This window comes from Acinetobacter towneri DSM 14962 = CIP 107472, from assembly GCF_000368785.1.
GTDB lineage: Bacteria > Pseudomonadota > Gammaproteobacteria > Pseudomonadales > Moraxellaceae > Acinetobacter > Acinetobacter towneri.
In genome coordinates, this window is record NZ_KB849689.1 from 80,975 (window position 1) to 92,680 (window position 11,706).

Here is an 11,706-nt window from a genome sequence, read left to right on the forward strand (position 1 = left end):
ACACGTTATGCAGTAAAGCGTGATAAATCTTCATCAGGGCGGGCAGTCAGCACTTCCAAGCCATCTTTGGTGACCAAAATGGTGTGTTCAAACTGTGCCGATAATTTGTGGTCTTTGGTCACCACTGTCCATTTATCGCCAAGTAATTTGGTTTGCCATACGCCTGCATTGACCATTGGTTCAATGGTAAAAGTCATACCTTCTTCTAAAATCATGCCTGTGTTGGCTTGACCATAGTGCAATACTTGTGGCTCATCGTGGAAGGTCGTCCCAATACCATGACCGCAATATTCACGCACGACACTAAAGCGTTCAGATTCAACATATTTTTGAATCGCATGACCAATATCACCAATGGTTGAACCGGGTTTAACGGTTGCCATACCGCGATACATCGCTTCTTGGGCAACTTTGCATAAACGATTGGCTAAAATGGAAGTTTCACCACCCACGATATACATCATATTGGTATCGCCGTGGAAACCATCTTTAATGACTGTGACATCAATATTTAAAATATCGCCTTTCTTCAGCACTTTACTTTCTGACGGAATACCGTGACAAACCACATGGTTAACCGATGTGCAAATGGTGTGTTGGAATGCTGGACGACCCGGAGCAGCACCATAACCTAAGCAGGCAGGAATAGCTTGTTGTTGATTGACAATATAGTCATGGCAAATCGTATCCAGTTCGAGCGTAGTAACGCCTGGTTTAACGTGTGCTTTGATCATCTCCAAAACTTCTGCCGCCAGTCGTCCTGCCACGCGCATTTTTTCAATATCTTCTGCGGTTTTGATGAGTCGACGAGGTGCTTGATAAGTTGTGTTCATGATCTTTAAAAACTTTTGGAAATTTGTGTGTGACTATGGTATAAATAGCCGCCCATTTTATCAAATGCTTTTTATGAATATGTTTCAAAGAGCTTGGTAAAAGGGAAATTAAAAATCCGCACATATATCGTCACATTACTCTGGGTGCCCTTTGGGGTGGAGAATGCGGATATATGGAGGCCTAACCCAAACATTTAAGGTAAAGAAAATGGCAGATTACAACGTAAGCATGCGCGACCTTCTTCAAGCTGGCGCACACTTTGGTCACCAAACACGTTTCTGGAACCCAAAGATGCGTCAATACATCTTTGGTGCGCGTAACAAAATTCACATCATCAACCTTGAACACACTGTTCCTGCGTTAAATGATGCTTTGAACTTTGCAAACCAATTGGCTAGCAAAAAGAACAAAGTTTTGTTCGTTGGTACAAAACGTGCTGCTTCTGCAATCATCCGTGAACAAGCTCAACGCGCTGGTCAACCGTATGTAGATCACCGTTGGTTAGGTGGTATGTTGACGAACTGGAAAACACTTCGCCAATCTATCAGCCGTTTAAAAGATCTTCAAGTTCAGTCTACTGACGGTACTTTTGCTAAGCTTACTAAACGTGAAGCTTTAGAGCGTAGCCGTGAAATGGAAAAACTTGAGCGCGCTTTAGGCGGTGTGAAAAACATGGGTGGTTTACCTGACGCATTATTCGTAATTGACGTTGATCACGAAGCAATTGCAATTAAAGAAGCTAAAAACTTAGGTATTCCTGTAATCGGTATCGTAGATACAAACTCTAACCCAGACAACGTAGACTACGTTATTCCGGGTAACGACGATGCGATCCGTGCAGTAACACTTTACGCTTCTTCAATGGCTGATGCGATCATTGCTGGTAAAGAATACGCTCAAACTCAAGCCAATGCTCAAGCAAAAGGCGAAGAAGCTCCTGCTTCTGAGGCTTAATGCGTTTTGACGTAAGCTTGTCATTTTTGCGACATGTGATGGTGGCAAAGTAAGCGTCATGTATGCAGACGGCCCAAGAGACACCCTCTGGGCCGTTTCTGTTAAAAAAAGAATTCATTTTCTACCGATTTTAGGAGATAAACATGACTGCAGTTACAGCAAGCATGGTTAAAGAATTGCGTGATCGTACTGGTCTAGCAATGATGGAATGTAAAAAAGCATTAACAGAAGCGGGCGGTGACATCGAATTAGCGATTGACAACCTTCGTAAATCTGGTCAAGCAAAAGCTGCTAAAAAAGCAGGTAACATTGCTGCTGACGGTGCAATCACAATCGTTCAAGAAGGCAACAAAGCGATTCTTTTAGAAGTAAACTGTCAAACTGACTTCGTTGCAAAAGACGAAAACTTTGCTGGTTTCTCTGCGAAAGTTGCTGCTGCTGCTCTTGCTGCAAACGAAACTGATGCTGCTAAAATTGCTGAACTTAAACTTGAAGATGGCGCAACTGTTGAAGAAACACGTGTTGCACTTGTTCAAAAAATTGGTGAAAACATCCAAGTTCGTCGTGCACAAATCGTTGAAGGTGAAAACCTTGCTGTGTACAAGCACGGTTTAAAAATCGGTGTTGTTGTTTCTTACACAGGTGATGCTGCGACTGGTAAAGGTATTGCAATGCACGTTGCTGCATTCAACCCAGTTGCTGTTACTGCTGAACAAGTTCCTGCTGATCTTATCGCTAAAGAGAAAGAAATTGCAGAAGCGAAAGCAGTTGAATCTGGTAAGCCTGCAAACATCGTAGAGAAGATGGTAACTGGTTCAGTTGAAAAATACTTGAACGAAGTTGCGCTTGATCGTCAAATGTACGTAATTGACAACGAGAAGAAAGTTGCTGAAGTATTAAAAGCAACTGGTACAACTGTTGCTCAATTCGTTCGTTTCGAAGTAGGCGAAGGTATTGAGAAAAAAGCAGAAATGAGCTTCGCTGAAGAAGTTGCTGCTGCTCAAGCTGCTGCAAAATAATTTTTACTTAAGGTAAAATATTTTGTAAGGAAAGCCCCAATTTATTTTGGGGCTTTTTTGTGAATATAGATTTTGGCAATATGCAATCGTGGCATAAATATTGAGATGAAGATTAAAGATATTAATTTTAAATCAGTATGTTACGAATAATTGACTTAATCGTATAGGGTGGAATCAGAACAAGAAGGTTATATGGCAAATAAAAAGAATTTAAGCATCGGCGCAATTATTGTAGTGCTAATTGCTGCATTTTTTGGCATAGATTTACAGCAGTTTCAGTCTGAAACATCAAATGCACCATCTACAAGTACTGCTCGCACATCGCAAACTGAAAAAGAGCAGTTAGACGTACAGCGAGATGCGCTGCAAGATGATGCTCAGGGTGTTCAGCTGATTGAACGTGCGTTTGAGCGCAAACAGAGCGATTTACAAGTCCGTGCGAGTGGGCAGGTCATTGCAGTGTTAGCGGATGACAACGAAGGCTCACGTCATCAAAAATTTATTTTAAAACTGAATAATGGGCAAACTGTATTGGTTGCACATAATATTGATCTTGCACCACGAATTACCAATATTGCAAAAGGTGATACTGTTGAGTTTTTTGGTGAATATGAATACTCAGATAAGGGTGGGGTGATTCACTGGACGCATCATGATCCAGCAAATAAACACGTGGGCGGATGGTTAAAACATCAAGGAAGAACCTATCAATAACGGTTCTTCCGATAACGAAAATAGGATATAGCGTTTAAATGCTCATAATGCTGTTTTTACGACGTGTTTTCCAAGAGGGTAGGATTTTACCTAAATAGGCATCCATGCACCAAATTGGGCCAATGAGAAGGAATTGGAGGTCTTTGAAGAATGAAGGCTTTTTCCCTTCAACTTTGTGACCATAAAACTGCCCAATCCACGCCAAAACAAAAATTGCGATATAAAAACCCATTCCAACAGGCAAAACATAAATCAGCCATGCCATTACCAGCATTAATGCTGCCATTGCAACTGCAAGAACCAAGTCTAAACGTGCATAAAAAATAAAACTGAGCACCAGAAGTAATGTTGTTAGTAAAGCGCTGAAATGCGCCAAGATACCGACAATCGAAAAAAAGATTGTTGGTACGCAAACCCAGTGAATTAATTTATTGGTTTTATTTTGATGGCTCTCGCTGTATTCATCTAGCCACTCACTTACTGTCTTCATGTACTACTCCTGTAGACCGATCATCCGTTGTTATTGTTTGATTGTCTAAAATATAACTGAGAACAGAGAGGTGGTCAAAACAGTATTCATATTTTCAAAATGAAGTGGCAACAAAATTTGTGTGGATCTTCTTGGTGCAGACATGCATGGGATGACTGTAAATCTTACAGGCATTAAAAAAGCCACATTGCTGTGGCTTTCAAGTCAAATGTGAAGTCGTGTAAGCGAATCTTAAGAGTTTGGACCGTCAATACGCTCAATGCTTACTTTGGCAGTACCTGCATTGGTGATGCCCAATTGTTTTGCAGCGCCATAAGAAAGATCGAGTACACGGTTGCCATGGAATGGACCACGGTCATTTACTTTAACTACAACGCTTTTACCATTGTTTTTATTGGTTACGCGAATATAGCAGTTTAGCGGCAGGCTACGGTGTGCAGCAGTCATTGCGTTCATGTCGAACGTTTCACCGCTTGCAGTTTTACGACCGTGGAATTGACGACCGTACCAAGATGCCATACCTGTTTGGCTAAATTTACGTACAGTGTTCGATGCCACTGTATTTAACTTTTCAATCACTGAAGGCTCTTCAGCAGGAATTTCAATTTTCGCTGCAATCGTTTGACGACGGATTTGGTCGCCTGAACGTTCGGTGATTGAAAGGCTATTCAAATTTGAGAAATGTGAATTAAAACTTTGTGCTTCTTTGTTGAGTACACGCGCAGCTAGGCTAGATGACTCATTATCATTGTTGAATGATGATTGCACCATTTCAGCTTGCGACTGACTTAGGGCAACAGCTGCAGAAAGTGCAAGTAAGTATTTAAGTGAACTATGCATGGTTTGAACTCCTGAAGACAGAATTTTTAACTTATTTCGCTCTTAACTGATTGAAATAGTGGTAATCCTGTCTGTAATTTCACTTTTTCGACTACATTTGACGAAATGGATAATATTCATCCCTCACTAAAGGTGTCTAGTCTTTATACGAAAATAATGACAAAAAGTACCAAAAACCAACTCTATTTGATTAAAAAATAATCAATATTGTAACATTGTATGTAAAAAGTTTGTTTTGTGATCAAATTGTCAAAAATATTTCTTGACTTTTTGGTTTTATATTTAAATTTGTACTTAGCGACTCGCAATTTCAGTGCCCAATAACCACAGTGCAGTCGCATACATACGGCTACGGTTATAAGTCGTAATCACCTGAAAATTTGGGTAGGTTATATAGTAGATATGACCATAATTTTCTTGTAATTGAATGACATTGACCAAGTCGAGGTTATCTATTTGCACAATTGGATTCATTGGCATCACGCCTTGCGATTTTAAAACCCCATAAGGTGTTGGCAGGGTCAAATCTTTGGCAATGACACTGTCAGGATTGTTGCCTGTATATCGTGCAGCAAATGCAATGGGTTGATTGCGCTGCCAGCCATGTTGTGCCAAGTAGTTTGCAATGGAGCCAATGGCATCGACTGCCGAGTTGCGTAGATCAATATGTCCGTTGCCGTCATAATCGACCCCAAATTTTGGAATATTGCTAGGCATAAACTGCGGATAACCAACAGCACCTGCATAAGAACCAACAATTGAAGAAGTTGGCACACCATCTTTATATGACCATGCGATCAGTGCTGCGAGTTCATCTTTAAAGTATTCCGCGCGACGTTCATAACCAAAGCCTAAGGTGGCAAGGGCATCACGGGTTACAAAAGAGCCCTTATTGCTTCCAAAACCTGTTTCTACACCCAGAATCCCTAAAATAATGGATTGCGGTACACCAAATTGCTGTTCAGCACGATTGAGCGTGTCTGCATATTGTTGTTTAAAGCGCACACCGCGCTGAATAGTGCTTTCTGCAAGGAAATTGGTTTTATAGTCGTACCAAGGCTTACTTTCGCCTGGGCGGTTCATGATGTTGATGATATTGGGTAAGTTTTTAGAGCCTTCCATCGCCCAATCGACTTGTGCTGCACTCAAGCCATAGGTCTGCATGGTTTTTTGTTTAAAACTGGCATAAGACGGATGATTTTGGAAATCATTGGCCAGACAAAAACTGGTGATAGAAAATGCACCAATGAGTAAAGAAAGACGTTTTAGTTTGTTATAAAAATCAAGTTTGAACATATTGAGGAAAATTCCAAATTGATGATTTACACAACTTATTTATATGCAGTAAATAAGTTGCTACTTATATATGAAGAATAAGCCGCTATTGGGGCCAAACTGCGAAAGCGAAGTAAGCGGCTAAGATAGCATTCATGCGTGACTGGTTTGCAAAAACTTATACAAAAATAGACAAAGAATGTGTAAAAAGCGCGCAGGATTTGTAACAAAATTCAATCTAGGTGCAAAAAGTTATTCTTGATTGTGCAAAAGTTGCAGACATATCCTGATATTGCATTGCATATAAAAATGCCTGATCAAAATCAGGCATTTTGCACTTAACATGCAACAAAAGGGCTTAAAACGCATTATGAGTTAAACCCACTGATATTAATGATGGAATAAGGTGTCGTGATATTCCGCTAAAACCAAGAGTTCCTCTTTGGTTAAATTTGGGATGATTTTATCCACCGCAATATGGACAGCTTTAATTACCGCTGCTGCGCCAATATCTGCTGCTTTACGCTTAATCATGCCCAAATCGAGGGTTTTGTTAAAGTCGCTCATAAAGTGGCGTACCGTCGCTTCTGCAAACTGTTTATATAGTTCGGTTAAAGCAGCTTTGTTCACTTCATTGCCTGCTTGAATTTCGGCATAGTTGTGTTTCAGGTTGGTCACTAAACTTGCATCGAGCGTTTCACCTACACGTGCATTGCCTGCTGCATCTTTAAAGCTACTGCGCTCAGAAAATTCAATCGATTGTTTCACGACATCATTTGGCGCTTAGCTTAATAATTGTTTTAGGAGTACTGCAACGGTAGATTTGACATAGCCCGCAAGTTTTTCGGCAGTGTCGCGTTTATCGCTGGCAGGAAAACGACGTACCAACTCGGTTAAAATGGCATCAATGATTTCTTCATTAATCATTAATGCGGTTTTGTCGCGCAGTGGGTACAGCGGCTCACTTGATTTTTTTTTCTGTTGTGCAGTTTCAATCGTATTTAATAATTCTGCAGATGGAATGAATCCAAAAAATGGCATTGTTCAACCTCAATGTTGTTATTGTCGCGCTAAACGAATAGGGCGAGGCATCCATGTTAAGTCCGATACACGGCAAGGGTTAATGTCTAAACCACCACGACGTGTATAGGTTGCATATACCATCAGTTTTTCTGGTGCGAATTTTTGCCAGATGTCTGCAAACATCTGTTCCACACATTGTTCATGGAAACCATTATGCTGACGATAAGAAATAATATAAGCCAAAATACTGCGATAACAAGGTTTTTTGCCTTGATAACGGATAAAAACCGTGCCCCAGTCAGGTTGTCCTGTGACAGGACAATTGCTGCGTAATAAATGTGAGAAAAGTTGTACCTCTATATCTTCCGCTTGTTCTAAATCGAATTGCAATAAACTTGGGTCAGGATGCTGCTCTAAACGCTCAGGCGTGAGCTGATCAATACAAATACCTTCAGGTTGGCTAATTGCCAAATCATCAACCTTAAATAAAGTTAGCGTAACAGGTGCTTGTGCTGCAGCCGTTAAATCATGCTCAACAGTTTCAATGAAATTGGCTTCAGACTGAAAGCGAGTAAAGTTCATACTATTAAAGTAGAGCTTTAATGATTTTGATTCGATCAGGTTAGGTGATGAAGCAGGTAGCGTAATCCGACCAATCGCAACCTGTGGAACACCTGCGGCATTCAACCACGAAATTTCAAAAACGTGCCACCAGTCTTGCCCGAGTTGAATTCCCTCAACATCTGCATATTTTTCACGTGCAGCAGCACGTGAAATAGGGAACAAAATATCGGGTTGATATTCTGTAGGATAATTGGTGTCTTTACCAAGAAGAGATTGTTCAACACTCATTATTCACGCATTCCTGAACCACGAGAAAGTAAATGATAGGCAATACCATAAAGCACTGCACAGCATAGTGTAATCACAGATAATGAAATCGTCACGTTGACATCACTATGTCCTAAAATGCCGTAACGGAAAGCATTAACCATATACACCACAGGGTTAATTAAAGAGAGATTTTGCCAAAAAGGGCTTAAGGCACTAATGGCATAGAATACACCACCTAAATAAGTCAGTGGAGTCAGTACAAAAGTTGGAATAATAGAAATATCATCAAATGATTTGGCATAAACAGCATTAATAAAACCGCCTAATGAAAATAAAAAGGACGTAATTAATACGGTATAAATGGTAACAAACCAATTGGTAATATAAAGGTCGGTAAAGAATAGACTCATGGTGGTGACAATAATACCGACCAATACGCCACGACTAACACCACCCAAAACATAGCCCCATAAAATGGCATGCAAAGGTACAGGGCTCATGATTAGTTCTTCAATGCTTTTCTGGAATTTTGCACTAAAAAAACTTGAAGATACGTTGGCATAGCTGTTGGTAATGACTGCCATCATAATTAAGCCGGGCACAATAAATTGCATATAGCTAAAGCCGCCCATTTCACCAATACGCGAACCGACCAAATTACCAAAAATCACGAAGTACAAACTCATGGTGATAGCAGGTGGTAACAAGGTTTGTGGCCAAATGCGCATAAAACGACGAATTTCTTTATGCACTAAGGTATAGAGTGCAATCCGCAGTTGGGTAAAATTCATTGCGCAGCTCCATCTAAATTCTTTTCGACCATTTTGACAAATAACTCTTCTAGACGGTTGGACTTATTACGCATACTGCGCACGCGAATGCCTTGTGCTTCTAAAAGTTGGAATAAATCATTTAAGGTGTGAGCTTTATCCATAGTGACTTCTAGGGTCACTGCATCAATTAAGTTGAAACGTACACCAATAATATCTAAATGAATGGGTTGAATCGGTTCAGCTAAATCGAAAATAAAAGATTCTTCACTTAACTGGTTTAAGAAGTTTTTCATGGAAGTGTCTTCTTTAATCACACCACGATCAATAATCGCGATACGACGACACAACATTTCGGCTTCTTCTAAATAGTGGGTAGTGAGAATGATTGAGGTGCCTTTATCATTCATCTCTGTTAAAAAATCCCACATTGAACGACGCAGCTCAATATCTACACCTGCAGTGGGTTCATCCAAAATAAGCAGTTTCGGCTCGTGCATCATGGCACGTGCAATCATTAAGCGACGTTTCATACCGCCAGACAGCATTCGCGCTTGAGTGGCACGTTTATCCCATAAACCCAGTTTTTCTAAATATTCTTCGGCACGTTGTTCGGCAACTTTGTTAGGGATGCCGTAATAGCCTGCTTGTGTGACCAAAATATCAAAGGTCTTTTCAAACTGACCAAAGTTAAATTCTTGCGGTACTACCCCTAAACATTGCTTGGCTTGGGATGGTTGGGTATCTAGATTATGCCCAAAAATTTCGACAGTACCTGCCGTTTTTTTGGTAAGAGAACTGATGATGCTAATGGTTGTAGATTTACCTGCACCATTAGGTCCAAGTAGGGCATAAAACTCGCCTTCAGGAACGGTCAAATTAATTCCTTTCAGTGCTTGGAAACCATTTCGATAGGTCTTTGACACGTCCCTTAACGTCAATGCATCAGTCATGAAATTCTCACTTGAGGAATAGAGCTACTATTGTGAGCGATCCGCGTCAATAAACCAAGTAAGTTACATGGAATTCTATGTTGCAAGTTTGGAACATTGTTTAAAGCATAAGCATAAAAATACGTAACTTATATATAGTTGCTTTACCTTCAGCAATTTTTTGTTATGATGTGCAGCGCGCGCTCATAGCTCAACTGGATAGAGTACAGGTCTCCGAAGCCTGTGGCGTGGGTTCGAGTCCCGCTGAGCGCACCACATAATCATATTAAGTATTTGATTTTAAACAATAATATAAATAAAAATCATATCCTATGTACTCATTTGTGTACTCATAATTAATTACACCACTTTGTAAGCTAATATTTCATAGTTTTCAAAGAAATCTTCTATTATGTTGATATATCTACAGTTGTGCTGATTTTATATAAAAATTGGTTTAAGCCTTTAATAAGAGTTGAAGTAAGAATGATGCAAAGATTATGTATAGCCACTCCTACAAATGAAGAATTTGATAAAGCTCAAGAATTGTTATTTAAAATGGGTTATGAGTGGAATGGCTTTGAAATGGAAATTGAAGGCAGCCAGGAATTAATAGAACGTAGTGGTGCTACGGCGATCTACACTCATCCTGATGACCATACACTTGAATCTTGGATGGGATTTAAAGATGATCCATTGCCAGCACAAGATGATTTTGAAGGCGGTTATAAGTTGGTAACCCTGGAAGAACTGACTACTCTGTCAAAGGGAAATTGAACTGATATTGGCAGATGTAAGCCTGCTAACATTTTATGTCGTCCCTCACTTTACAAAAGTCTAATACCTTCTTAAGATCGAATTCTAACTCTTCTCGACTATATTGTTGTGAACGTTTCAATAGGGCGGAGACATATTTTTTTGCGTACACTTCTGGGTAGTCTCTACAGATTATCCGCTTGTGCAATTCCAGTGGAGTTTCTGGATCATTAAGCTGCTCAAGGAATTGGCTAATCTTTTGATCAGCTACTTCAAACTGGATGACATCTTCAAAATCTTCCCCTGAAGTTAAGGTATGGTTATGTTGGTTTCTTTAGGTTATTTCTGGCAGCCAGCAAAAATGATGGCGATAAGTAGGGTTGGTAAAAGTAGTTTTTCCATAGTTATGTATTGAGGTTATAGATAGCAGAATTATAGGTTGGAATTGGAAAAAACCCATCGTAAGATGGGTTGATTAAAAAAATATTGCAGTATAAACAACTAATTTTTATGGACTCTTTCACCAAGATAATAGAGACTTAAAAAAGTCATCATTATTAACTGTACAAGTGAAAATATAACAACTACACAAGAAAAGAAGTAAACCATATAGACCACATATAGTGAAGAAACCTTAATTTCTAAGCTATATGAAAAACGGATAATTAATAAAAAACAAAATAGTACGATGCTGATGAAGGTTAGATAAGAAAATAATCGTGCTAAGAATCTTCTTCTATTCATTTCAATCCAAAAAACTTTATATGGATTATATTCAACATATTTTTCTTTAGGCGGATCGCCAGCCATTGGCTGATCCATAGTAGTACTATTAATCGTCGATATCGCAGCTAAGGCAGCGATATAGAAGCCTGGCATTGTTTGTAAAAAGCAAATTAAATAATATGTCAGATCATTGATAAAAATATTTGAATTCTTAGTACCAATTTCAAACCATACAAAGGTCATAATTGCACTTAATATAATTGCAACTAATGAAGGAACAATAAAATCAAAACGTGTCTTATTAATTAGTCCGTTATCCCATCTTATACTAACCCGAATTACGGATAAGAAAAGCCCTTGAAAAAAAGGTAGTTAGAGCCATTTAGAAAGTTACGACACAACCCAAAGGCTCTAACTACCATGTACGATTTTACAGAAATTTTTTGTATTGTTGATGATTTTTTCAAAAAATTTGAACCCATCTATTGGCAATTTCTCAAGCAAGAAAACAAACGTCAACGTATCAGACAAGCAACGCT

The 11,706-nt window shown here is 39.4% G+C and carries 12 protein-coding genes, 1 tRNA gene and 2 pseudogenes; 6 read left to right on the plus strand and 9 right to left on the minus strand.

What is annotated here, in order from left to right:
• Positions 1–5: 5 nt before the first annotated feature.
• Entirely contained in the window at positions 6–833 is an 828-nt protein-coding gene (gene map / locus F947_RS04685; RefSeq protein WP_004972787.1) for a type I methionyl aminopeptidase, read from the minus strand.
• A gap of 208 nt (positions 834–1,041) precedes the next feature.
• On the opposite strand from map, the gene rpsB reads away from it, so the two are divergent.
• The 3 genes from rpsB to F947_RS04700 all read left to right on the plus strand — a co-directional run bounded on the left by rpsB (position 1,042) and on the right by F947_RS04700 (position 3,521).
• Positions 1,042–1,788: a 30S ribosomal protein S2 gene (gene rpsB / locus F947_RS04690; protein WP_004972791.1), complete on the plus strand. Its 747-nt coding sequence runs from the start codon at positions 1,042–1,044 to the stop codon at positions 1,786–1,788.
• A gap of 143 nt (positions 1,789–1,931) precedes the next feature.
• Positions 1,932–2,807, plus strand: a complete 876-nt coding sequence (tsf, locus tag F947_RS04695) for a translation elongation factor Ts (protein WP_004972793.1) — start codon at positions 1,932–1,934, stop codon at positions 2,805–2,807.
• 192 nt (positions 2,808–2,999) lie between these two features.
• Positions 3,000–3,521 carry a DUF3465 domain-containing protein gene (locus tag F947_RS04700; protein ID WP_004972795.1) on the plus strand — a complete coding sequence of 174 codons (522 nt, stop codon included), beginning with the start codon at positions 3,000–3,002 and terminating at the stop codon, positions 3,519–3,521.
• Between the two features lie 34 nt (positions 3,522–3,555).
• Here F947_RS04700 and F947_RS04705 read toward each other — a convergent pair whose 3' ends face one another.
• From F947_RS04705 to F947_RS04735, 7 genes and pseudogenes are all read right to left on the minus strand, one after another.
• Positions 3,556–4,011: an Mpo1 family 2-hydroxy fatty acid dioxygenase gene (locus F947_RS04705; protein WP_004972797.1), complete on the minus strand. Its 456-nt coding sequence runs from the start codon at positions 4,009–4,011 to the stop codon at positions 3,556–3,558.
• 231 nt (positions 4,012–4,242) lie between these two features.
• Positions 4,243–4,851, minus strand: coding sequence for a septal ring lytic transglycosylase RlpA family protein (locus F947_RS04710; protein ID WP_004972798.1), 609 nt, complete (start codon positions 4,849–4,851; stop codon positions 4,243–4,245).
• Between the two features lie 294 nt (positions 4,852–5,145).
• Positions 5,146–6,147: a lytic murein transglycosylase B gene (gene mltB / locus F947_RS04715; RefSeq protein ID WP_004972800.1), complete on the minus strand. Its 1,002-nt coding sequence runs from the start codon at positions 6,145–6,147 to the stop codon at positions 5,146–5,148.
• Between the two features lie 369 nt (positions 6,148–6,516).
• A pseudogene (locus F947_RS14470) lies at positions 6,517–7,167 on the minus strand (hypothetical protein).
• An 18-nt stretch (positions 7,168–7,185) separates the two neighbouring features.
• Positions 7,186–8,001: an NADPH-dependent 7-cyano-7-deazaguanine reductase QueF gene (gene queF, locus F947_RS04725; protein WP_004972810.1), complete on the minus strand. Its 816-nt coding sequence runs from the start codon at positions 7,999–8,001 to the stop codon at positions 7,186–7,188.
• Complete coding sequence (locus F947_RS04730; protein ID WP_004972812.1) at positions 8,001–8,774, minus strand: ABC transporter permease; 774 nt, start codon at positions 8,772–8,774, stop codon at positions 8,001–8,003. The genes queF and F947_RS04730 overlap by 1 nt, the downstream gene beginning before the upstream one ends.
• On the minus strand, positions 8,771–9,706 hold the full coding sequence (locus F947_RS04735) for an ABC transporter ATP-binding protein (protein ID WP_004972815.1): 936 nt from the start codon (positions 9,704–9,706) through the stop codon (positions 8,771–8,773). The genes F947_RS04730 and F947_RS04735 overlap by 4 nt, the downstream gene beginning before the upstream one ends.
• Positions 9,707–9,885: 179 nt before the next feature.
• Here F947_RS04735 and F947_RS04740 point away from each other — a divergent pair.
• Positions 9,886–9,961, plus strand: a tRNA-Arg gene (locus F947_RS04740).
• Positions 9,962–10,117: 156 nt separating this feature from the next.
• Positions 10,118–10,462 (plus strand): hypothetical protein, encoded by a 345-nt coding sequence (locus tag F947_RS04745; protein WP_228619181.1) that lies wholly within the window; start codon positions 10,118–10,120, stop codon positions 10,460–10,462.
• A 480-nt stretch (positions 10,463–10,942) separates the two neighbouring features.
• Here the strand turns inward: F947_RS04745 and F947_RS04750 are convergent, their stop codons facing one another.
• A complete protein-coding gene (locus F947_RS04750; RefSeq protein WP_004972822.1) occupies positions 10,943–11,410 on the minus strand; it encodes a hypothetical protein in 468 nt (155 codons plus the stop codon).
• Positions 11,411–11,587: 177 nt separating this feature from the next.
• On the opposite strand from F947_RS04750, the pseudogene F947_RS14970 reads away from it, so the two are divergent.
• A pseudogene (locus tag F947_RS14970) lies at positions 11,588–11,706 on the plus strand (IS982 family transposase); the annotation flags it as partial.

Coding starts and splice junctions, on each gene's coding strand:
- map (WP_004972787.1), bottom strand. CDS start 833: ATGAACACAACTTATCAAGCACCTCGTCGACTCATCAAAACCGCAGAA.
- rpsB (WP_004972791.1), top strand. CDS start 1,042: ATGGCAGATTACAACGTAAGCATGCGCGACCTTCTTCAAGCTGGCGCA.
- tsf (WP_004972793.1), top strand. CDS start 1,932: ATGACTGCAGTTACAGCAAGCATGGTTAAAGAATTGCGTGATCGTACT.
- F947_RS04700 (WP_004972795.1), top strand. CDS start 3,000: ATGGCAAATAAAAAGAATTTAAGCATCGGCGCAATTATTGTAGTGCTA.
- F947_RS04705 (WP_004972797.1), bottom strand. CDS start 4,011: ATGAAGACAGTAAGTGAGTGGCTAGATGAATACAGCGAGAGCCATCAA.
- F947_RS04710 (WP_004972798.1), bottom strand. CDS start 4,851: ATGCATAGTTCACTTAAATACTTACTTGCACTTTCTGCAGCTGTTGCC.
- mltB (WP_004972800.1), bottom strand. CDS start 6,147: ATGTTCAAACTTGATTTTTATAACAAACTAAAACGTCTTTCTTTACTC.
- queF (WP_004972810.1), bottom strand. CDS start 8,001: ATGAGTGTTGAACAATCTCTTCTTGGTAAAGACACCAATTATCCTACA.
- F947_RS04730 (WP_004972812.1), bottom strand. CDS start 8,774: ATGAATTTTACCCAACTGCGGATTGCACTCTATACCTTAGTGCATAAA.
- F947_RS04735 (WP_004972815.1), bottom strand. CDS start 9,706: ATGACTGATGCATTGACGTTAAGGGACGTGTCAAAGACCTATCGAAAT.
- F947_RS04750 (WP_004972822.1), bottom strand. CDS start 11,410: ATGACCTTTGTATGGTTTGAAATTGGTACTAAGAATTCAAATATTTTT.